The following is a 21,746-nucleotide window of genomic DNA, read 5'->3' as shown; positions in this document are numbered from 1 at the left end:
GGGCTCGGCGGCGAGCTCGACCGTGGACCTGCCGGCGGCCATGCAGCGGGCCGCGACCAGGCCCCACCGGCCCGCGGCGATGAACTCACATGGCCGACGGATCCTGCGGCCCCCGCCCCGACAAGACCTCCCCGTACGCCTGCATCAGATCCGGCAACCGCAACGTCGCCAGGTCGTCTCTGCTCAACGCCCCGGGATACACGGACAGCCGCAGATCCCGGTACGCACAGCTCTTCTCGTACAGCGTCCGCAGGAACCGCCCGTTGCCCAGCTCGTCGATCCACCCCTGGTCCACCACGTGCCCTGCGATGGACCGCAGCTCGTCCAGGGCCTCGTCGTCCCACAGGTCACCGTTCTCGGCCGCGAGCACCTTGCCGATCTCGGTGAGTTCGAGCGGCCGGTACGAGGGGAAGTCGACGCGGGTGGTGAAACGGGACGACAGACCGGGGTTCGCGGCTAGCAGCCGGTCCATGCCCTCCGGGTAGCCGGCCAGGATCACCACGAGGTGGTCCCGGTTGTCCTCCGCGCGCTTCAGCAGCACCTGCAGGGCCTCGTCGCCGTACGCGTCCCCCTTGCCATAGCCGGAGTTGGACAGCGCGTACGCCTCGTCGACGAAGAGGACGCCCCCGAGGGCCGAGTCGATCAGTTCGTTCGCCTTCACGGCCGTCTGCCCGAGGTACTCGCCCACCAGGTCGGCCCGCTGCGCCTCCACGAGGTGGTCGCCGCCGAGCAGCCCGAGGGCGTAGAAGACGCGGCCGAGGATGCGGGCGACGGTGGTCTTGCCGGTGCCGGAAGGGCCGGAGAAGACGAAGTGGCGTTTCGGCGGCTGGACCGGGAGGCCCTGACCAGCGCGCAGCCGGGCCATGTTCAACTGCGCCGACAGCGCTTTGACCTGGCGCTTCACCGGTTCCAGGCCCACCATGCGTTCGAGCTCGGCGAGCGCGTCCTCCAGTAACGCCGGGTCGGTGGGTCCGGCGGGCAGGGAGGGAGCGGGACCCATCCGCTCGCGGACCGGCGGGCCGGTCACCGGCGGCAGGGGGGCGATCGGCGGCTCGGGGTCGGGCAGTCGCAGATCACGCCCGTCGAGGCCGAAGAGCGGATCGAGCCCGTCCGGACCGTCCACGGCGTCCTGGCCCACCCCGGTGAGCGTGATCGCCGCCAGGTCCGTGGCCTCGTCGTACCCGTCGCCCTCGGCGATGGCGGCGAGCCGGGCGGAGGTGTCCATGAAGGCCGGGTCGACGCGGTGCACGGCCCGGTACAGGGGGAGTGCGGCGGCGCTGCGGCCGGTGCCCTCGTGCGCCCGGGCCAGCCAGTAGCGCAGCTCCTTGCGCTGGGGCTGCTCGCTGCGGCAGCGCATCAGCGCGGCGGACAGCAGGGGTTCGGCCTGGCCGTACATCTCCAGGCGCACCCGGGCCATACCGCCGAACAGGCCCGCCTCGATGCCGAGCATCGCGTCGTCGAGCAGGGGGTCGGTGTGGCGGACCAGCTGCTCCCAGTCCTTGACCAGATAGGCGCGGCAGGAGTGCAGGAAGCGGACCTGGCGGTCGGTGTCCACGGGCGGCAGTCCGGCCAGGGCCCGGTCCAGCTCGGGGACGTGGCGGCCGTCCAGCCAGTGGGAGGCGTGCGCGAGCAGCAGGTCGCGGGGGCTCTCCAGGACGGGCTGCACCCACCAGCCCAGCCAGTACCAGGAGTTGAGCGTGCGGCGGTAGCGGGAGCGCTGCTCGCCGAAACGGTCCCGGTGCCGGAACATCCGCAGCAGCGCGGTCGTCGTGTCGACGCGCAGCGCGTGCAGCCCGAGCCAGGCGTCGGCCATCCCGGAGTCCATCCGCACGGCGGCCCGGAACTCCTCCTCCGCCTGCGGATACGCGCCCATGGTGTAGGCGTCCACGCCTCGCAGCCAGGCGAGGTCGGCCGGGGCCTGTGGGCCCTGCGTGCCGAAGTCCATCACGTCCCCCACGAACCGTGCCCCCGTCGGTATGCCAACGAGCCGTCCCCCAGCCGGCTGCCCTGCTCTCGAACCGCTGTGCCACGGACCGGAGTTGCGCCTGCGCGAAGCAACCGTCCGTAGGTCGCGACGAGGGCATCGTACCCGCGGGGGCGGCGCGCCCGTAGGGTGCCGCACGGGCTGTTCGGCGAGGTGGGAGCGGATGCGGCGGACGCGTGCGCGGTGACCCAGGGTGAGCGCTCGGCGTCACGCGGCGGACGGAAATCCGGAAGAAGACAGAACGAAGCCCCCGATCACGGGGGAACAACCGGGGGCTTCGCGTCTGTGGGCGGCTCCGATGCCGCACCTTGAGAACGTAAGACCTGTACGGCCCGGCGGTCAAGCCGAGTTGAAGCACTCCGGCAAGTTGCCCCGCAAGGCCTTTCACAAGTTCAGCACACTGCGGGCGGGCCGTCACCCTACGTGAGGAGCTGGTCCGGTCCAACGGTCCCGGCAGGTCCCGCGAGCATCTCGTATCCCTTCTCCCGCTGCCGTACCAGAAGATCGGCGAACGGCCGGGAAGGGTCGTCGGCGAAATGCCGGCGCTCCGCGGGGACCCATCCCTCCCAGAACTCCCGCTGCTCCTCCCCGTCCCGGGACCGGCCCCGCGCCCAGGCCTCCTCGCGCGGCACCTCCATCCACAGCAGCAGGGCGAGATGCGGGCGCAGCGCACGGCGTCCCGCTCCGACGCCCTCGACGAGGATCACCGGCGCGGGTGGGAGCGGGCGCGGGGAGCCGAAGCGGCGGGCTCGCCAGTCGTAGGTGGCGTAGTGCGCGGTAGTGCCGAGGGCGAGCGGTGCGATCACCCGGTCCAGCAGGCGGCCGGTCCAGTCGAACAGCGCGTCGTGGCTGGCGACGTCGTCGAGGCGCAGCACCGGCGCACCGTCCAGCGCGGCGGCCAACTGTCCGGCGAACGTGCTCTTTCCGGACCCTGCGTGCCCGTCGATCCCCACGAGCCGGACCGGGCCGCAGGCGGGGGAGAGGCCGCGGATCCGGTCGGCCAGATCATGGACGGCGGGGCCCGGTGCGGGGCGGAAGGACGAGTTCATCTCGCTCAGCACTCTAGCGACGGGGCCGGCCGCGGACGCCACCGGTCGACGGGGCCGGCCGCGGCCGCCGCAGACCGAACGGTGTTCGTGGCGGACGCCACCGGCCGAAGGGTGTCCGACGCGGAGGTCGCTGTCGGCGGGGTCCGTCGCGGGCGCCACTGGTCGACGCCAATATTGGTGGGCGCGGCGCGCGTCGAAGTGCTGGCAGGACATGGCCGCCTGTGCTCATATGTGGCGCACGCACGGATACGACCAGCCGTGCACGGACCTGCTCCGCACCTGTCCGACTCCGACATCCGGGGGCCCCGCCATGCGCAGAGCCGAACAGCCGTCCCGCCGAACCGTCCTGGCCGCCGCGGTCGCCGCCGCCGTCACCACGAGCACGGGCCCGGCGGCCGCCGACCCCGAGGCCCTCATGACGACCGAGACCGCAGACCCTGCCCGGGCGGTCCCGGCCCGTACCGTCGACAACAGGTTCTGGGTCTCGTACGGCGACTGGTCCGGCGGCACGGCGAAGGGCACCCGCGCCGTCGCGGGCGCCCGCCCGGGCGTGGCCATCGCGAAGCCCGCCGGGACGGTCGACTACAAGGACCCGCACACCGGCACCACCGCCGCCTGGGAGTACGCCACCTGGACGTCCCCCGTCCACCGGCTCGCCGTCCCCGCGACCGAGGCGATCGTCTCCTGGAACGCGCACACCCCAGCCGGCACCTGGATCCAGGCCGAGATCAAGGCCACCTACACCGACGGCTCCAGCACGCCCTGGTACGTGATGGGCCGCTGGGCCGCCGGCGATCGGGACATCCGCCGCACCTCGGTCGACGACCAGAGCGACACCAAGAGCACCGTCTGGACCGACACGCTGGCGATCGACGACCCGTCGACCGGCCTGCGCCTGGCTTCCTACCGGCTGCGCCTGACCCTCCACCGCAAGCCCGGCACCAAGGCCACCCCCACCGTGTGGCGGTTCGGCGCCATGGGCTCGGACGTGCCCGACCGGTTCACCGTCCCGGCGTCCGCACCAGGCCTCGCCAAGGAACTGGCCGTCCCGCGCTACTCGCAGGAGATCCACAAGGGCCGGTACCCCGAGTACGACAACGGCGGCGAGGCCTGGTGCAGCCCGACCTCCTCCCAGATGATCATCGAGTACTGGGGCGGCCGGCTCACCGCCGGGCAACTGGCCTGGGTCGACCCCGCGTACGACGACCCGCAGGTGTGCCACGCGGCCCGCTTCACCTACGACTACCAGTACGCCGGCTGCGGCAACTGGCCCTTCAACGCCGCCTACGCGGCCACGTTCAAGGACCTCCAGGGCGTGGTGACCCGGCTCGGCTCGCTCACCGAACTGGAGACGCTGATCGCCGCGGGGATCCCCGCCATAACGTCCCAGTCGTTCCTGAAGGAGGAGCTGACCGGCGCCGGGTACGGCACCGCGGGCCACCTGATGACCGTCGTCGGCTTCACAGCCGACGGTGACGTGATCGCCAACGATCCCTTCTCGGTGACCAACGAGGCCGTGCGGCGCGTCTACCGGCGGCGCGAGTGGGAGAACATCTGGCTCCGCACCAAGCGGTACAACGCCTCCGGCAAGGTCGTCTCGGGCACCGGAGGCGTCTGCTACCTGTACTTCCCGGCCCGCCCGAACGCGGCCCAGCGCACCGCACTGGCGGCCGTGGGCGTCCGCGTGTGACCGACCTTACGGTCACAAAAGCCGCCTCGGGTGGCAAGGTGGACGGAACTCCGGGGGGAGTCCGTCCGCATCACCGACCCAGCGAGAGACCATGACCGCACAGTCAGCCACCGCCCACCGCGCCCGCACCGGCGGCCCCCGGGACGACGGCCCGAAGATCGTCGAGCACCTCATGGGCTGGGTGCTCGTCGTGGTCGTCGCGATGCTCGTGACCCGGCTCGGGCTGCTGTGACCTGACCCACGACCCGACGGTGAGGCCTGCCATACTGCGGAGGTCCCACCCCGCCCGTTGAGACCAGGGTCGAAATTGAATATCAGCCCCCAGCCTGCCGCGCGCCCCAGGGCCCGTGGCACCGAGCGCTCGATGGCGCGCCGTGCCGAACTGATCGCCATCGGGCGGAGGCTGTTCGCCGACACGTCGTACGACGCCCTGTCGATGGACGACATCGCCCGGCAGGCGCACGTCGCCAAGGGGCTGATCTACTACTACTTCCAGTCCAAGCGCGGCTACTACCTGGCCATCGTCCAGGACTCCGTCACCGAACTGCTCACTCTCGCGGCGAGCGGTCCGGAACTGCCCCCGGTCGACCGGGTCCAGCGCACCATCGACAGCTATCTGCGCTACGCCGAGCACAACCAGGCCGCGTACCGCACGATCGTGAGCGGCGGTGTCGGCTTCGACACCGAGGTGCACGCCATCCGCGACGGAGTGCGCGAGGCCGTCGTGACCACCATCGCCGAGGGTGCGTACGGCCGCGCCGACATCACCCCGCTGGCGCGGATGGGCCTGCTGTCCTGGGTGTGCAGCGTCGAGGGCGCCACGCTCGAATGGATCGACCGCCCCGAACTGCCCCGCGACACCATGTGCGAGCTGCTGGTGAAGACCCTCGGCGGTGCCCTGCGCGCGATCGAGGAGCTCGACCCCGCCCACCCGGCCCCGCAGCCCGCGCGCCGGGGCCTGTGAACGGGGGGTGGAGGGCCGCCGCGGACCCCCCGCCCCTGGGCCCGTGCCCTACTTGATCGCTTTGATCAGCTCCCCGTTCGCCGTGTCGCCGCTCAGCTCCCAGAAGAACGTGCCGCCCAGGCCCTGCTGGTTCTTGTAGTTCATCTTGGTGCCGATGGTCGCCGGGGTGTCGTAACTCCACCAGTTGCTGCCGCACTTGGCGTACGCCGTGCCGGCCACGGTCCCCGTCGCCGGGCACGTGGCCCTGAGCACCTTGTAGTCCTCGATGCCCTGCTCGTACGTGCCCGCCGCCGGGCCGGTCGCGGTGCCGCCGGGGGCCGACCGGGTGACGCCGGTCCAGCCGCGGCCGTAGAAGCCGATGCCGAGCAGCAGCTTCGAGGGGGGGATGCCGAGGCCCTTGAGCTTGGCGATGGTCGCCGAGCTGTGGTTGTCCGCCTTGGGGATGCCGGAGTACGAGGTCAGCGGCGAGTGCGGGGCCGTCGGCCCGGTGGCGTCCCAGGCGCCGAAGAAGTCGTACGTCATCGGGTTGTACCAGTCGACGTACGGGGCGGCGCCCGCGTAGTCGGCGGCGTCGATCTTGCCGCCCGGGGTGGCGTCGGCGGTGATCGCCGCGGTGACCAGGTTCTTGGTGCCGAACTTGGCACGCAGCGCCTGCATGAGGTTCCGGAAGGCCGCCTTGCCGCTGGTGTCGCAGGTGGCGCCGCAGGTGTTCGGGTACTCCCAGTCGATGTCGATGCCGTCGAAGACGTCGGCCCACTGGGAGTTCTCGACCAGGTCGTAGCAGGACTGCGCGAAGGCGGCCGGATTCTTCGCGGCCTCGCCGAAGCCGCCCGACCAGGTCCAGCCGCCGAAGGACCACAGGACCTTGAGACTCGGGTGCTTCTGCTTCAGCTTGCGCAGCTGGTTGAAATTGCCGCGCAGCGGCTGGTCCCAGGTGTCGGCCTTGCCGTCGACGGACTCGGCGGCGGTGTAGGTCCGGTCGGTGGCCGCGTAGCCGTCGCCCATGGCGCACTTGCCGCCGGTGACGTTGCCGAAGGCGTAGTTGATGTGGGTGAGCCTGCCGCCCGAACCGGACGTCTCGATGTTCTAGACGTGGTACTTGCGGTCGTAGGTGCCCCATTCGGTGAAGTACCCGATGACCTTGGAGCCGGCGGCCCTGGCGCCGGGAGCGGCCTTCGCGACTGCGGCGGCCTCCTGAGCCGAGGTCGCCGCGCTGGCTGAGGTGCCCGCGGCCGGCAGGCCGGCGCCGAGGACGGCGCAACAGGCCGCGGACACGATGGCCCGGAAGCGGGCACGGTGGGGGGTGTGCATCCGGTGTCTCCTCGTGGGGAGAGGGGAACGCGTGCCGATTGGCATGAACGCGGTGAATCGGTGGTGCGAAACAGTAGGAGGACTAGACCACTTGGGTCAATGGTGCGGACCAATCTCGCCGCCCGGCCCGCGCGGACCTCTCCTGAAGTGAGCGGTCGTTAACTGGTGACTCGATGCCTCCGATCGGGCATACTCACAGCGCACAGCCGCTGGTCAGCAGCTTCCGCGACCCGGGACTGCAAGCATCGGCAAGGCACCAGAACGACCCGGCGGCGCCGCCCCCACCCATGGGCCCGTCCGCCAGTGCCCGACAGGGAGGAGAGCGTCGCCATGCCCGACCGCGCCCCGCAGCCGGTGGACCGACAACTGCCCACGGAGGAGGCCCGGGACCTGATCTCGCTCGTGCGCGACATCGCGCAGCAGGAGATCACCCCGAAGGCGGCCGAGGAGGAGGACGCCGGCCGCTTCCCGCGTGAGCTGTTCACGCTGCTCTCCCGCTCCGGACTGCTCGGCCTGCCCTACGACTCCGAGTACGGGGGCGGCGACCAGCCCTACGAGGTCTATCTCCAGGTCCTGGAGGAGCTCGCCGCGGCCCGCCTCACCGTCGGCCTCGGCGTCAGCGTGCACTCCCTGGCCTCCTACGCCCTCGCCGCCTACGGCACCAAGGAGCAGCAGGTCGAGCACCTGCCGGCGATGCTCGGCGGCGGCCTGCTCGGTGCCTACTGCCTCTCCGAGCCGCACTCCGGATCGGACGCGGCCGCCCTGCGCACCAAGGCCGTGCGGGAGGGCGACGACTGGGTGATCACCGGCACCAAGGCCTGGATCACCCACGGCGGGATCGCCGACTTCTACACCGTCATGGCCCGCACCGGCGAGGAGGGGCCGCGGGGGATCACGGCCTTCCTGGTGCCGGGCGACGCGGAGGGCCTGAGCGCCGCCGTGCCCGAGAAGAAGATGGGCATGAAGGGCTCGCCCACCGCGCAGGTGCACTTCGACGGCGTCCGGGTGCCCGACCACCGGCGCATCGGCGAGGAGGGGCAGGGCTTCGCGATCGCCCTGTCGTCGCTCGACTCGGGGCGGCTCGGCATCTCGGCATGCGCGATCGGAGTGGCGCAGGCCGCGCTCGACGAGGCGGTGGCCTACGCGGCCCAGAGGCGCCAGTTCGGCAAGCCGATCGCCGACTTCCAGGGGCTGCGCTTCATGCTCGCCGACATGGCGACGCAGATCGAGGCGGGCCGTGCGCTCTACCTCGCGGCGGCACGGCTGAAGGACGCCGGCCGGCCGTTCGCCAGGCAGGCCGCCATGGCCAAGCTGCACTGCACCGACACGGCGATGCGGGTCACCACCGACGCCGTGCAGATCCTCGGCGGCTACGGCTACACCGCCGACTTCCCGGCCGAACGCTATATGCGCGAGGCCAAGGTGCTGCAGATCGTGGAGGGCACCAATCAGATCCAGCGGATGGTCATCGCCCGCCATCTCGTGGGTCCAGAGGGACGCTGAACTGGTCGAGGCCCCGCCAGGGGGCCGCGAGCCGCATCCATTCCGGGTCGTGCCGACCCGGCAGGGTGCGGCCGCCCTCGGCCCAGGTCCGCATCAAGTCGCGGTAGATCGGCGGGTCCTGATAGCGGGGCGGAGTCGGCCGAAGCGATTCTGCGGGCGGCGGGACGTACAGGAGGCGCTGACGCCCGGTCGCTGAGGAGATGGGGGTCATACCAGGGCAACGCGGCAGAGCCTGGACAGGTCACCGGAGCGTGGAATCGGGCGTGCGTTCAGAGGCGTCCGGATCCCGCGCGCAACGGTCGGATCGAATCGGCCGGCGCCGCGTGCCGGGACGCGCCGAACCCGCACCACGGCGGTCTGCCGAGCCGTGGCGCGGGGCGGTCACGTAACGGGAGCGAGCGGGCGGGAAAGCCGGTGCTCAGGCCGCGCGGCGCATGACCGGGACCCTGATGGGGCGCGAGCCCGGGCCGCCGACGTGCGAGAAGGGCTGGGTCCGCCAGTCGAGGCCCTGAGGGAGCGTCAACAGCAGGGCGGTGTCCTGCTCTTGGGGTTCCACGGACTCGTCCGCGGGGCGGGCGTCCGTGGCCCTGCGGCCGGTTCCGGCGCAGACCGTGAGTCCGAAGGGGTTCCACGGCGAGGCGCACAGCGCGTGCTCCGGCAGAACCTCCTCGTCCGCCAGCAGGGCGATGGGCTGCGCGCAGTCCGGGCAGACGACCCGGAACATCTCGAACGTGTCGTAGGCGTCGAGTTCGTCGTCGTAGGCGTCGCGTTCGACGCCCTCCGGCTCGGGCTCGACGACGAGCTGCCGCTTGGGTGCGGTGCGACCAGGGCGCTTGAGGCTCTGCATTGGATTCTCCCCCTCGGGCTGGGCCGTATCAGGCACTGCGGCCTCGACCACAGCAAGCACTTCCCGTCCCCCCTGGGCGGTAATCACGAGAACATCACGGAGCCTGTTCGAGCCCTGTGGCGTTCGTCACATACCCCGCACGGGTGTCCACTGCGGTGCGTTTGTCCCCCGGATGGCTGACAGCCGGCTTCCGGCCACATCACGAACCGGGCATGACCTGGGGTGCTCAGGTATCGGAGGAGATCAACCGCCCTGTAGGTTCTTGCGCCATGGAGGAGCTGGACCGACAGATCGTGCAGCTGCTCGTCAAGGACGGGCGGATGAGCTACACCGACCTGGGCAAGGCCACGGGGCTGTCCACGTCGGCCGTGCATCAGCGGGTGCGGCGGCTGGAGCAGCGGGGCGTCATCCGGGGCTATGCCGCGGTCGTCGACCCGGAGGCCGTCGGGCTGCCGATGACGGCGTTCATCTCGGTGAAACCGTTCGATCCCAGTGCGCCGGACGACATCGCGGACCGGCTGGCCGGCGTGCCCGAGATCGAGGCCTGCCACAGTGTCGCGGGCGACGAGAACTACATCCTGAAGGTGCGGGTGGCGACGCCCCACGAGCTGGAGGAGCTGCTGGCGCGGGTGCGGTCGCTGGCGGGGGTGTCGACGCGGACGACCGTCGTGTTGTCCACGCCGTACGAGGCGCGGCCGCCGCGGATCTGACCGTCGCCCGGGGGCGGGTCGGGTCGTGGAGGGGTGTTCGCGCAGTTCCCCGCGCCCCTGCTGCGGGCGTCGCCCCCGCCCCTGTGAGACTGTGCTCCATGAGTGAGTCCACCGCCCCGCCCAAGACCGTTCTCCTCCGTCGCGGAGAGGTCCACAGCCCTGCCGATCCGTTCGCCACCGCGATGGTCGTGGAGCGCGGGCAGGTCGCCTGGGTGGGGTCCGAGGGGGCCGCCGACGCCTTCGCCGACGGGGTCGACGAGGTGGTCGACCTCGACGGGGCACTGGTCACCCCCGCATTCACCGATGCGCATGTGCACACCACCGCGACGGGGCTCGCCCTGACCGGGCTCGACCTGTCGGGCGCCCCCTCCCTCGAAGCGGCCCTGGCCCTCGTACGCGACTTCGCCGCCGCCCGTCCCGACGACCGGGTGCTGCTCGGACAAGGCTGGGACGCCGCCCGCTGGCCCGGGGGCCGGCCCCCGACGCGCGCCGAACTCGACGAGGCCACCGGGCACCGGCCCCTCTACCTCAGCCGGATCGACGTCCACTCCGCGGTCGTCACCACGGCCCTGCTCGACCTGGTCCCCGATGCCGCCCGGGTGGACGGACCGCTCACCGCCGACGCCCATCACGCCGTACGTGCCGCCGCGTTCGCCGCCGTCACGCCGCAGCAGCGCGGCGACGCCCAGCGCGCCGCGCTCGCGCACGCCGTGTCGCTCGGGATCGGCACGCTGCACGAGTGCGCCGGGCCGGAGATCTCCTCGGAGGACGACTTCACCGGCCTGCTGCGCCTCGTGGGCGATGAACCCGGGCCGCGGGTCGTCGGCTACTGGGCCGAGCAGGACGTCGCCAAGGCGCGGGAGCTGGGCGCGGCCGGCGCCGCGGGAGACCTGTTCGTCGACGGCGCCCTCGGCTCGCACACGGCCTGTCTGCACCAGCCGTACGCCGACGCCGCGCACACCGGCATCGCCTACCTGGACGCCGACGCGGTCGCGGCGCACGTCGTGGCCTGTACCGAGGCGGGCCTGCAGGCCGGTTTCCACGCCATCGGCGACGCGGCGGTGGACGCCGTGGTGGAAGGGGTGCGCGCCGCCGCCGAGAAGCTCGGGCTCGGCCGGATCCGGGCCGCCCGGCACCGTGTCGAGCACGCCGAGATGCTCACCCCGGAGAGTGTCGCCGCCTTCGCCGAACTAGGCCTCACGGCATCGGTGCAGCCCGCCTTCGACGCCCTGTGGGGCGGCGAGGAGGGCATGTACGCGCAGCGTCTGGGCGCTGAGCGGGCCCGTGGCCTGAACCCCTTCGCGGCCCTGCTGCGCGCCGGTGTCCCGCTCGCGTTCGGCTCCGACAGCCCGGTGACCCCGCTCGACCCGTGGGGCACGGTCCGGGCCGCCGCCTTCCATCGCACGCCGGAGCACCGCGTCTCCGTGCGCGCCGCGTTCACGGCGCACACGCGCGGCGGCTGGCGGGCCGTGGGACGGGACGACGCGGGCGTTCTGGTCCCGGGCGCCCCCGCCGACTACGCCGTCTGGCGCACCGGTGAACTCGTCGTCCAGGCTCCGGACGACCGCGTCGCCCGCTGGTCGACGGACCCTCGCTCCGGCACCCCGGGTCTTCCCGACCTGACTCCGGGCCACGACCTGCCCGTCTGTCTGCGCACCGTGGTGGGCGGACGCACGGTCTTCGTACGGCCGGGCGAGTGATCTACGGGGGTGGCGCGCATGAAGTCGTGCGCCGAGCCCCCGGCACGCGACCTGCGTTTCCTCGGCGCTGACCAGGGCTTTGCCGTGATACGCGCAGGTCGAACGGCTGTTGACAGGCGGCCGCAGGAGGCCGGTAGGTTCGGCCGAGTCCACCACCGGACGCCCGACCGGGGAACGTCCGAGCACTCGCCGCGGCGCCGCCGGGTCAGGGACGGTGTGCCGCACCGGGGCACCGTCGCTGGGAGCCAGGCTCAGGCCGGCGCAGCGCCGAGAGAACGTTCCGGCCGGTCGGGGAGGTGTGACCCGGGTGGGGCCCGCGCGCTCAGTAGACAACGGCTTCAGGTCGATCCGCAGCCGGCGGATCCCAGGTCGGCCCGAAGGGCGCCGGGCCCCCATCCGCCGCACGCGCGCACCCGGAGGCGCGCTCTTACCTCCGTCTTTCGGATTCGACACCGCGATTCGAACGTCCTGTCACGTCATCGCAGGCCGGGCCCACTATGGTGGACCTCTGCGTATGAACATGAAGGGGCAGCAGTGAACGACGGCGACGGAACCCTCGCGGCAGAAGCCCGGGAGAGGAAGTTCGGCCCGCTCGGCACGGCCTTGGTGATCATCCCGACCTACAACGAGGCGGAGAACATCAAGAGCATCGTCGGCCGGGTACGCGAGGCCGTCCCCGAGGCGCACGTACTCGTGGCCGACGACAACAGCCCGGACGGCACGGGAAAGCTGGCCGACGAGTTGACCGTCGAGGACGACCACGTCCACGTGCTGCACCGCAAGGGCAAGGAGGGCCTGGGCGCCGCCTACCTCGCCGGCTTCCGCTGGGGCCTGGAGCGCGACTACGGCGTCCTGATCGAGATGGACGCCGACGGCTCCCACCAGCCCGAGGAACTGCCCCGTCTGCTCACCGCCCTCAAGAGCGCCGACCTGGTGCTGGGCTCGCGCTGGGTGCCGGGCGGCCGGGTGGTGAACTGGCCGAAGTCCCGCGAGGTGATCTCCCGGGGCGGCAGCCTCTACTCCCGGCTGGCGCTCGACCTGCCGCTGCGCGACATCACCGGCGGCTACCGTGCGTTCCGCCGCGAGACCCTGGAGGGCCTCGGCCTCGACGAGGTCGCCTCCCAGGGGTACTGCTTCCAGGTCGACCTCGCCCGCCGTGCGGTCAAGGCCGGCTACCACGTGATCGAGGTGCCCATCACGTTCGTCGAGCGCGAGCTCGGCGACTCCAAGATGAGCCGCGACATCCTCGTCGAGGCGCTGTGGCGCGTCACGGCGTGGGGCGTGGGGGAGCGGGTCGGCAAGGTCACGGGGCGCGGCGGCAAGCCCTCGAAGGCGTGAGAGCGCGCCGCTCGCCGGGCGGCCGCTCACAGAAACAGCTGATGGGGGCCTTATCCCGCGCTGAGCCGGGGCCAGGCACACTGGAGGCATGACGACTGGCGCTCAGACCCCGCTGTCCCCTGCCCGGCCCAAGCGCTCCCGGCTGCGTACGTTCCTGCCGCTGGGCGTCGCCGTGTGGCTCGTGCTGGAGATCTGGCTGCTCACCCTGGTCGCCGGCGCTACCAGTGGGCTGGTGGTCTTCCTCGTTCTGCTGGCGGGTCTCGTCCTGGGATCGGTCGTCATCAAGAGGGCCGGACGGCGGGCCTTCCGCAAGCTCTCCGAGGCGGTGCAACAGCAGCAGAGCGGGGTGATGCCCGAAGCGGCCCGGTCCAACAGCGAGGGCAACGGCCTGATGATGCTGGGCGGCCTGCTCCTCATGATCCCCGGTCTGGTGTCGGACGCGGTGGGCCTGCTCCTGCTGCTGCCGCCGGTCCAGAAGATCGTGAGCCGCTCGGCGGAGCGCACCTTCGAGCGCAAGCTCCGGGAGGCCGGCGCGGGCAGCCTGGGTGGTGCCTTCCAGCAGGCCCGTATGCGCCGGCCCGACGGCAAGGTCGTCCAGGGCGAGGTCATCAAGGACAAGCCGGGCGACGCCCCGCAGCCGCCGCACCCGCCGCTGACGCACTGAGCCGTCCGGGCACCGGACATGCGCAAGACCGCGGGCGCCGTACTTCACGTACGGCGCCCGCGGTCTTGTGATGCGCTGTTGTTCGGGCCAGGCCCTGGGGGACTATGCCGACTTACGGCTGTCACGGGGATGAACAGCGATGTTCATCGCTCCGGAACGCAGAACCGCCAGGCGCTCCTCGAGGACCTCTTCGAGTTCCTCACGGGTGCGCCGCTCCATCAGCATGTCCCAATGCGTACGCGCGGGCTTGCCCTTCTTCTCTTCAGGGACATCGCCGTCCACGAGGAGTGCCTGGGCCCCACAGACCTTGCACTCCCACTCCGGCGGGATCTCCGCCTCGACCGAGAAGGGCATCTCGAACCGGTGCCCCTTCTCGCATGCGTACTCCACGGCCTGGCGCGGGGCCAGGTCGATGCCGCGGTCCGTCTCGTAGCTGGTCACCACGAGGCGCGTGCCGCGAAGAGCTCGCTCACTCATGAATCGTGCCTCCCGGGCTTGTCGCCCACAGGACAGGTGTCGCTGTCGTCGTCATCCGGTCAACGTCCGGTCGGCGGTAAAGATTCCCGTTCCGGGTCTCGTTCCGGGTCATGCGTCGCCGTCGTAGCCGCCCTTGTTGTACCCACCAGCGCCCGGTTTGTCACATCTGATAACAGATATAACCCAGCGTTTCGGCATCTTTGACGCGCAGTAACGGTACGCCTGGCAGGCCAAACGCGTACACTACAGCCCTTTCGCTCCGAGTGCTAAATCCTGTCAGGAACCGGATTCCCCGCTTCGGCGATCGCACGCCGCACCGGCACCCGGGAGAGCAGGGCGAACCCGAGAACGAAGAAGGCCACCAGCGAGATGATCGCGTCCCGGTAGCTCCCCGTCAGCTGGTAGGTCACTCCGAAGAGCAGCGGCCCGAGCCAGCTCATGCCGCGGTCGCTCATCTCGTACGCCGAGAAGTATTCGGCCTCTTTGCCCGGCGGGATCAGATGGGAGAACAGGGACCGGGACAGCGCCTGGCTGCCGCCGAGGACCAGGCCGATCCCGGCGGCCAGGGCGAAGAACCACACCGGCGCCCCGGCCGGCAGGAAATACCCGGCCGCCAGCGTCACCGTCCAGGCGACCAGCGAGCCCAGGATCGTGCGCTTGGCCCCGTACACCCGGGCCAGTCGGCCCATCGCCAGCGCGCCCGCCACAGCCAGCACCTGCACCAGCAGGACGGCGCCGATGAGCGTGGACTGCCCGAGGCCCAGTTCCTCGGAGCCGTAGATCGAAGCCTGGGAGATCACCGTCTGGATGCCGTCGTTGTAGACGAGGTAAGCGAGCAGGAAGGCCAGCGTCAGAGGATGGCGGCGCATGTCGCGGACGGTCGCCGCCAGCTGCCGGAAGCCCGGGAGGGCGGCCTCCCGGCCGGCGGTCCCGCGATCGCGCAGCCGTCGCAGCGGTATGAGGGCGAACGCACCCCACCACAGGCCGGCCGACGCCAGGCAGATGCGGACCGCCGTGCTCTCGGAGAGGCCGAAGCCGTCGTGTCCGGTGTAGAGGACCAGGTTCACGACGAGGACCAGTGAGCCGGCCGCGTAGCCGAAGGCCCAGCCGCGGGAGGACACCGCGTCCCGCTGCTCGGGCGGGGCGATCTGCGGCAGGTAGGAGTTGTAGAGCATCATCGCCACCGACTGCGCGGCGTTGGCGACGATCAGCAGGGCACCGCCCAGCAGATAGCGGTCGCCGTCCAGGAAGAACATGGCCGCCGTGGCCGTGGCGCCGGTGTAGGCGGCGGCCGCGAGCAGGGGCTTCTTGCGGCCGGTGCGGTCGGCGGCGGCGCCGACCAGGGGCATCACGAGGACGGCCACGATCACCGACAGGGACACCGAGTACGCGAAGAAGGACCCGGCCCGCACCGGGATGCCCAGGGGGTGGACGTAACCCTCGGCGTCGGCCGCCGACTCGGCGACCGAGGTCAGGTAGGGGCCGAGGAACACGGTGAGCACGCTCGTGGAGTAGACGGAGCAGGCCCAGTCGTAGAAGTACCAGCCGCGCTGTTCGCGTCTCAGCTCCGCGGCCCCGTCGGCCGGTGGTGTCCGCACGGTGTCGTCGCCCACCCGTGCCCTCGCTTCCCCGTGAACGCGCGGAGGGGAGGTGCCCGGACTCTCAGACCCAGACGCCGCGGTCCTCCATGACCTTGCGCAGTGTGTCGATGTGATCGGTCATGATGCCATCCACGCCCAGGTCGAGGAGCCGGTGCATCGTCTCGGCGTCGTTGACGGTCCACACGTGCACCTGGAGCCCGCGCGCGTGGGCGGTGTGCAGGAAGCGCCGGTCCACGACCTGGATGCCGGACTGGATCTCGGGGACCTGCGCGGCCACCGCCGAGCGGCGCACCGCGGCCGGCAGCCCCCAGGAGCGCAGCCGCAGGTTGAGCACGCCCCGTGTGCCGTAGGACGTGGCCAGGCGCGGACCGGCCAGCCGCTGGGCGCGCACCACCCGCGCATCGGAGAACGAGCCGAGACACACCCGGGCCCAGGAGTCCGTCCGCCCGACCAGGTCGAGGAAGGGCAGCAGGGCGCCCTCCGCCTTGACGTCCACGTTCCAGCGCACGTCGGGAAAGGTTTCCAGGAGCTCCTCGAAGAGGGGGAGCCGCTCCCGGCCCGCCACCCGCGCCTGCCGCACCTCGTGCCACGGCAGGTCGGCGATCCGGCCCCCGCCGTCCGTCACCCGGTCCAGCGTCGCGTCGTGGAAGGCGACGAGTTCGCCGTCCAGCGTGGTGTGGACATCGGTCTCGATGTACCGGTAACCCGCTTCGACGGCGCGACGGAACTGCCGCACGGTGTTCTCCAGGCCGTCCGCGGCCCCGCCCCGGTGGGCGAAGGCGATCGGGCCGGGATGGTCGAGGTAGGGATGGCGTATCCGCGGGGTCACGAACGCAGTATCGCTCCTCGGGGTTGACCGGTGGCAACGGCCGTGCTGCCGACGGATGCCGGGGGGACGGCGAACACCCGCAGGAACATCTGGGCGAGCGGGCCGATCGCGAGGGCGTACAGGAGCGTGCCGATGCCGACGGTGCCGCCCAGGGCGAAGCCGGTCGCCACGACCGCGAGCTCGATGCCGGTGCGGACCAGGCGGATCGAGACGCCCGTGAGCTGGTGCAGCCCCGTCATGAGGCCGTCGCGAGGGCCCGGTCCGAAGCGGGCCGCGATGTACAGGCCGGTCGCGGCGCCGTTCAGGACGATTCCCCCCACCATCAGCGCGATGCGCGGCGCCGGCCCGTGCGCGTCGGGTACCAGCGCCAGCGTCGCGTCCATCGCCATGCCGATGACCAGCACATTGGAGATCGTGCCCAGGCCCGGCCGCTGCCGCAGCGGGATCCACGCGAGCAGCACCGCGGCGCCCACCAGGGTCAGCACGACGCCGATCGACAGACCGGTCCGCTCGGCGAGACCCTGGTGCAGCACGTTCCACGGCTCAAGACCGAGCCCCGACCGGACGAGCAGTGCCGAACTCGCGCCGTACAGCGCGAGCCCCGCGTAGAGCTGGACGAGCCGACGGGCGAGGCGCCCCTGCGTGGCCATGTTGTGCCCCCAGTGGTGATAGTGGACTGCTGCATGACACCCTGTGGCTTGGATGGAGAGGCCATCCATGGCCAATCCGGGGAAGGTGGACTGATTTCGATGGCGGAATGGACCTCGGCCGTGGGTGCGGCACAGCTCGCGCGGCTCCTCAGCTCCCAGCAGGACCGCCCGGCGGGACCCGGAACACGCCGGCCGCCGGCCTACCGCGCGCTCGCCGACGGCATCCGTCTGCTGGTGCTCGAGGGGCGCGTCCCGGTGGCGGCCCGGCTGCCCGCCGAACGTGAACTCGCCCTCTCCCTGTCCGTCAGCCGCACGACGGTCGCCGCCGCGTACGAGGCGCTGCGCAGCGAGGGGTTCCTGGAGTCCCGGCGCGGTGCGGGGAGCTGGACCGCCGTCCCGGCCGGGAACCCGCTGCCCGCGCGCGGTCTCGAGCCCCTGCCGCCGGAGGCCCTCGGCTCCCTGATCGACCTCGGCTGCGCCGCGCTCCCCGCCCCCGAGCCCTGGCTCACACGGGCCGTTCAGGGCGCCCTGGAGGAACTGCCGCCCTACGCGCACACCCACGGCGACTATCCCGCCGGTCTGCCCGCGCTGCGGGCGATGATCGCCGAGCGCTACACCGCCCGCGGGATCCCGACCATGCCCGAGCAGATCATGGTGACGACCGGCGCGATGGGCGCGATCGACGCCATCTGTCATCTGTTCGCCGGGCGGGGCGAGCGCATCGCCGTCGAGTCGCCCTCGTACGCCAACATCCTCCAGCTGATGCGGGAGGCCGGGGCACGGCTGGTGCCCGTCGCCATGGCAGAGGGGCTCACCGGGTGGGACATGGACCGCTGGCGGCAGGTCCTGCGGGACGCGGCGCCCCGGATCGCGTATGTCGTCGCCGATTTCCACAACCCGACCGGGGCGCTCGCGGACGACGACCAGCGGCGGCGCCTCGTGGACGCGGCGCGGTCCGCGGGGACCGTGCTGATCGCCGACGAGACCATGAGCGAGCTGTGGCTCGACCCGGAGGTGCTGATGCCCCGGCAGGTGTGCGCGTTCGACCCGGCCGGGTCCACGGTGATCACGGTGGGGTCGGCGAGCAAGGCCTTCTGGGCCGGGATGCGGATCGGGTGGGTGCGGGCCGCCCCGGACGTGATCCGCAGTCTGGTCGCCGCCCGTGCGTACGCCGATCTCGGCACGCCGGTGCTGGAGCAGCTGGCGGTGAACTGGCTGTTCGGGACCGGGGGCTGGGAGCAGGCGGTGGAGGTGCGGCGGGATCAGGCCCGGGCGAACCGGGACGAGCTGGTGGCCGCGGTGCGGCGGGAGCTGCCCACGTGGGAGTTCGAGGTGCCTCGGGGCGGGCTGACGCTCTGGGTGCGGACCGGGGGCCTGTCCGGGTCTCGGCTGGCCGAGGCGGGGGAGCGCGTGGGAGTGCGCGTGCCGTCGGGGCCGCGGTTCGGGGTGGACGGTGCGTTCGAGGGGTATGTGCGGCTGCCGTTCACCGTGGGCGGGGCGGTGGCCGAGGAGGCGGCCGTGCGGCTGGCCGCGGCGGCGGGGCTGGTGGAGAGCGGTGCGGTGGGGAGCGCGGAGCCGCCGCGTACGTTCGTGGCGTAGGGCGCTGTGCGGGGTCGCTGGGGGCTGTGCACTCCCGGCGGGACGCAGTCCGCGTCTACGTCTCCTTGGTCAGAACCGGCACCGGATCCGGGAGGGGCTCCTGGGCGAGGGCCGGTACCGGGTCCTGCGCGGGCTCCTTTGTCAGGACCGACACCGGGTCTCGCGCGGGCTCCTTATGCAGAGCCGGCACCGGGTCCGGGAGGGGCTCCTGGGCGAGGGCCGGCCCCGGGTCCCGCGCGGGCTCCTTCGGCAGGGCCGGCACCGCATCCCGAGACCGGGCTTCCGTCGGAGCCGGTTCCTGTTCTTCCTCCGCCGGTACCGCCGCCGGCCGGTCTTCCGACGGGTCCTGCTCCGGGATCGTCTCGCCGTCCGCCGGAGCCGTGCGCGGCGGGAGGAGGTTCAGGACCGCCTCGCAGAGGGCGTCGGGCGTGGCGTCGTCGTAGGGGTTCGGCGTGGCCGGGACCTGGAGACGGTGGACCGGGCCCGTGCCCAGGCGGGCGTATCCGCGGCCCGGCGGCAGCTCGTCGATCGGAGTGGTGTGCGGTCGCGCGCCCAGGAGCGACTCGAGCTGGTCCGCCGTGGCCGGACCCAGGACCACACGGGCGCGGGTGTGCTGGCGAACGGGATCGCTGAGGGCGTCCACGTGGTCCAGCTGTTCGGCCACGACCACCGTCACGTTCGCCGGGCGGCCGTGCCGGAGGGGGACCTGGAGAAGGGACTGGGGGTCCTTGCGGCCGTCGGCGGCGGCGAGGTGGGTGAACGCCGTCGGGCGGTCCAGGAGGATCCACAACGGGCGCTTGGTGTCGTCGGGCGGCGGATCGCCCGCCTGATGGGCGCGGTTGGCGGCGATGAGACGGCGCTCGGTCTCGGTCGCGGCCCACTCCAGGCCGGCCGTGACCCCGGCGAGCCCCGCCTCGACGGCCAGGACGCCGTCCCGGCCGGTCAGGCAGGCGTATTCGCCGGTGCCCCCGCCGTCGACGATCACCACGTCGCCGTGGAGCAGGGCCTGCAGGGCGATGGACCGCAACAGGGTGGATGTGCCGCTGCCCGGCTGGCCGAGAGCGAGCAGGTGCGGCTCGGTGGAGCGCAGGCCCGTGCGCCAGACGACCGGCGGCACGTCCCGCTGCCGCTCCCCGGAGGTGACGGGGAGCGTGCGCTGGACCCGGGTGGAGTCGGTGAAACCCAGGACCGTCTCGCCGGAGGTGGTGACGAAACGCTGGGCGGCGATGTCGACGGGCAGTGGCAGGAGCACGCCGACCGTCAACTGGTTGCCCTCCTCGTCCCACGTGAAGTGGTATTCGCGGCCCCGGCCCGACTTGGCCGCGAGGAGGTGCTCGATCCGGGCACGGGCCTCGGGCTCGCCGTCGGTGAAGTACGCCGGGTAGCGCACCACCAGCTGCGAGATGCGGCCGCCGCCGTCGAACGCGTAGGTGGGGAAAGCCTTGTCCCACGCGCCGCCGTGGGAGTACAGCGGCTCGGGGTCCTCGGCGGCGGAGAAGTACGGCACGAGCGCCTCGTACAGCGACTTCAGCCGCTCGGCCTGCGACTCGTCGGGCCCGTCCGACGCCGCCGTGGAGCGCTCCCGGCCCTGCCAGGCCGCCGCCGCCATCAGGGTGATGGCGGCGAGCAGGGGTCCGTACGGCACCAGCGCCACGACCAGGATGACGGAGGCCACCAGGAACAGCAGCGCCCCCCGTCGCTCCTTGGGAGTCTCGGCCCATCTGCGCCGCCCGGCCGCTGCCAGCCGGCGCAGACCCCGCGTGATCGTGATCAGCGGGTGGAGGACGTCGGTGGCGCTGTCGGCGGCTGTCCGGGCCAGCTCCCGGCTACGGGCGAGCTGCGCGCTGCCGTTGCTCAGGATGCGGGGGAGGGGGCGCCGGGCCACTTCTGCCTCCAGAGAGTGCGTACGGGCGGGATGCGTCCGGGGAACGGGGGCGTCAGAACTTGATTCCGCCGAGGAGGCTCGCCAGGCTCTCGCCGCCTGCCTTGATGCTCGGGGCGATGGCGGTGCTCGCCAGATAGAAGCCGAACAGCATGGCGACCACGGCATGCGACGCCTTCAGTCCGTCCTTGCGGAAGAAGATGAAGACGACGATGCCGAGCAGGACCACGCCTGAGATGGAGAGGATCATTTGAGATCTCCTGGTTCGCGGGGACAGTCACCATGAGTACTTCCAGGCTCACAGCTTGTATCCATACGATAAAAGGTGCAACAGGGTGAAATTCGTACGATTTACCCTGCACGGTGCAGTGGTCCCGGGCCCGGTAAGGCCGGACTGTTGCACTTGTCCGGGTCTGTGCTGATCTTTACCTCGGGCACATCGGGTCATGTGCCGCGCGAGCCAGTACCCTGGCGATTCACTCGTACGGCTGCGCCCTCGCAGGCGTACGCACCGGAGGCGATGCGTAGTGGAGAGGCGGTCCGTCCGATGACCGAAGTCCCCGACCCCGAGGTCGTGGAGCTGGCGACCAAGATCTTCGATCTGGCCCGGCGGGGACAGACCGAGCCGCTCGTGGCCTATGTGGACGCTGGTGTTCCGGCCAACCTCACCAATGACCGCGGCGACTCGCTCGTGATGCTCGCCGCCTACCACGGCCACTCCGAGGCGGTGCGCGCCCTGCTCGGCCGCGGTGCCGAGGCCGACCGCGTGAACGACCGAGGCCAGACCCCGCTCGCCGGGGCGGTCTTCAAGGGTGAGACGGACGTGATCAAGGCCCTCCTGGAGGGTGGAGCCGACCCGTCCGCCGGCACGCCCTCGGCGGTCGACACCGCCCGGATGTTCGGCCGGACGGAATTGCTCGAACTGTTCGGCGAGCGCTGAGCCGACCG

19 protein-coding genes and 1 pseudogene are annotated in these 21,746 nt (G+C 71.9%); 10 read left to right on the top strand and 10 right to left on the bottom strand.

Annotated elements, in window-relative coordinates; genetic code table 11:
- Positions 1-85: 85 nt before the first annotated feature.
- Positions 86-1,945, bottom strand: coding sequence for an AAA family ATPase (locus ABTX60_RS38425; RefSeq protein ID WP_352101571.1), 1,860 nt, complete (start codon positions 1,943-1,945; stop codon positions 86-88).
- Positions 1,946-2,403: 458 nt separating this feature from the next.
- On the bottom strand, positions 2,404-3,033 hold the full coding sequence (locus tag ABTX60_RS38420) for a uridine kinase family protein (protein ID WP_352101569.1): 630 nt from the start codon (positions 3,031-3,033) through the stop codon (positions 2,404-2,406).
- 310 nt (positions 3,034-3,343) lie between these two features.
- Here ABTX60_RS38420 and ABTX60_RS38415 point away from each other — a divergent pair, with 310 nt between their 5' ends.
- The 3 genes from ABTX60_RS38415 to ABTX60_RS38405 all read left to right on the top strand — a co-directional run bounded on the left by ABTX60_RS38415 (position 3,344) and on the right by ABTX60_RS38405 (position 5,687).
- Positions 3,344-4,723, top strand: a complete 1,380-nt coding sequence (locus ABTX60_RS38415) for a C39 family peptidase (RefSeq protein WP_352101568.1) — start codon at positions 3,344-3,346, stop codon at positions 4,721-4,723.
- A gap of 91 nt (positions 4,724-4,814) precedes the next feature.
- Complete coding sequence (locus ABTX60_RS38410) at positions 4,815-4,955, top strand: SCO1431 family membrane protein (protein ID WP_351642595.1); 141 nt, start codon at positions 4,815-4,817, stop codon at positions 4,953-4,955.
- 75 nt (positions 4,956-5,030) lie between these two features.
- The gene (locus ABTX60_RS38405; protein ID WP_352101567.1) at positions 5,031-5,687 is read left to right on the top strand and encodes a TetR/AcrR family transcriptional regulator; all 657 of its coding nucleotides are present in this window, start codon (positions 5,031-5,033) and stop codon (positions 5,685-5,687) included.
- Between the two features lie 48 nt (positions 5,688-5,735).
- On the opposite strand, the pseudogene ABTX60_RS38400 reads toward ABTX60_RS38405, so the two are convergent.
- Positions 5,736-6,998, bottom strand: a pseudogene (locus tag ABTX60_RS38400) (glycoside hydrolase family 18 protein).
- Positions 6,999-7,328: 330 nt separating this feature from the next.
- Here ABTX60_RS38400 and ABTX60_RS38395 point away from each other — a divergent pair.
- The gene (locus ABTX60_RS38395) at positions 7,329-8,501 is read left to right on the top strand and encodes an acyl-CoA dehydrogenase (RefSeq protein ID WP_352101566.1); all 1,173 of its coding nucleotides are present in this window, start codon (positions 7,329-7,331) and stop codon (positions 8,499-8,501) included.
- A 418-nt stretch (positions 8,502-8,919) separates the two neighbouring features.
- Here the strand turns inward: ABTX60_RS38395 and ABTX60_RS38390 are convergent, their stop codons facing one another.
- Positions 8,920-9,348: a hypothetical protein gene (locus ABTX60_RS38390; protein ID WP_352101565.1), complete on the bottom strand. Its 429-nt coding sequence runs from the start codon at positions 9,346-9,348 to the stop codon at positions 8,920-8,922.
- 269 nt (positions 9,349-9,617) lie between these two features.
- On the opposite strand from ABTX60_RS38390, the gene ABTX60_RS38385 reads away from it, so the two are divergent.
- The 4 genes from ABTX60_RS38385 to fxsA all read left to right on the top strand — a co-directional run bounded on the left by ABTX60_RS38385 (position 9,618) and on the right by fxsA (position 13,760).
- Positions 9,618-10,058, top strand: coding sequence for an Lrp/AsnC family transcriptional regulator (locus tag ABTX60_RS38385; protein WP_006136660.1), 441 nt, complete (start codon positions 9,618-9,620; stop codon positions 10,056-10,058).
- A gap of 98 nt (positions 10,059-10,156) precedes the next feature.
- Positions 10,157-11,758, top strand: coding sequence for an amidohydrolase (locus tag ABTX60_RS38380; RefSeq protein WP_352101564.1), 1,602 nt, complete (start codon positions 10,157-10,159; stop codon positions 11,756-11,758).
- 534 nt (positions 11,759-12,292) lie between these two features.
- The gene (locus ABTX60_RS38375) at positions 12,293-13,096 is read left to right on the top strand and encodes a polyprenol monophosphomannose synthase (RefSeq protein ID WP_352101563.1); all 804 of its coding nucleotides are present in this window, start codon (positions 12,293-12,295) and stop codon (positions 13,094-13,096) included.
- Positions 13,097-13,184: 88 nt separating this feature from the next.
- Positions 13,185-13,760 (top strand): FxsA family membrane protein, encoded by a 576-nt coding sequence (fxsA, locus tag ABTX60_RS38370; protein WP_352101562.1) that lies wholly within the window; start codon positions 13,185-13,187, stop codon positions 13,758-13,760.
- Positions 13,761-13,862: 102 nt separating this feature from the next.
- On the opposite strand, the gene ABTX60_RS38365 is transcribed toward fxsA, so the two are convergent.
- The 4 genes from ABTX60_RS38365 to yczE form a co-directional block, all read right to left on the bottom strand.
- A complete protein-coding gene (locus tag ABTX60_RS38365; protein ID WP_030247095.1) occupies positions 13,863-14,237 on the bottom strand; it encodes an RNA polymerase-binding protein RbpA in 375 nt (124 codons plus the stop codon).
- A gap of 266 nt (positions 14,238-14,503) precedes the next feature.
- A complete protein-coding gene (locus ABTX60_RS38360) occupies positions 14,504-15,850 on the bottom strand; it encodes an MFS transporter (RefSeq protein ID WP_352101561.1) in 1,347 nt (448 codons plus the stop codon).
- A gap of 49 nt (positions 15,851-15,899) precedes the next feature.
- Positions 15,900-16,667 carry a glycerophosphodiester phosphodiesterase family protein gene (locus ABTX60_RS38355; RefSeq protein ID WP_352101560.1) on the bottom strand — a complete coding sequence of 256 codons (768 nt, stop codon included), beginning with the start codon at positions 16,665-16,667 and terminating at the stop codon, positions 15,900-15,902.
- A complete protein-coding gene (gene yczE, locus ABTX60_RS38350; RefSeq protein ID WP_352101559.1) occupies positions 16,664-17,317 on the bottom strand; it encodes a membrane protein YczE in 654 nt (217 codons plus the stop codon). Before yczE ends, ABTX60_RS38355 begins: the two co-directional genes overlap by 4 nt.
- 99 nt (positions 17,318-17,416) lie before the next feature.
- Between yczE and ABTX60_RS38345 the strand changes: the two genes are divergently transcribed.
- Positions 17,417-18,916, top strand: coding sequence for an SCO1417 family PLP biosynthesis transcription factor (locus ABTX60_RS38345; RefSeq protein WP_352101558.1), 1,500 nt, complete (start codon positions 17,417-17,419; stop codon positions 18,914-18,916).
- Positions 18,917-18,971: 55 nt separating this feature from the next.
- Here the strand turns inward: ABTX60_RS38345 and ABTX60_RS38340 are convergent, their stop codons facing one another.
- Entirely contained in the window at positions 18,972-20,801 is a 1,830-nt protein-coding gene (locus tag ABTX60_RS38340) for a hypothetical protein (RefSeq protein ID WP_352101557.1), read from the bottom strand.
- 52 nt (positions 20,802-20,853) lie between these two features.
- On the bottom strand, positions 20,854-21,048 hold the full coding sequence (locus ABTX60_RS38335; protein WP_030843336.1) for a hypothetical protein: 195 nt from the start codon (positions 21,046-21,048) through the stop codon (positions 20,854-20,856).
- A gap of 297 nt (positions 21,049-21,345) precedes the next feature.
- Here ABTX60_RS38335 and ABTX60_RS38330 point away from each other — a divergent pair, with 297 nt between their 5' ends.
- Positions 21,346-21,738 carry an ankyrin repeat domain-containing protein gene (locus ABTX60_RS38330; RefSeq protein WP_352101556.1) on the top strand — a complete coding sequence of 131 codons (393 nt, stop codon included), beginning with the start codon at positions 21,346-21,348 and terminating at the stop codon, positions 21,736-21,738.
- Positions 21,739-21,746: the final 8 nt, after the last annotated feature.

It is taken from the genome of Streptomyces sp. NPDC126510 (assembly GCF_040302345.1).
In the GTDB taxonomy this organism is placed as follows: domain Bacteria; phylum Actinomycetota; class Actinomycetes; order Streptomycetales; family Streptomycetaceae; genus Streptomyces.
The sequence above is the reverse complement of the archived record's forward strand: the minus strand, read 5'-3'. Positions and strand labels throughout refer to the sequence as shown.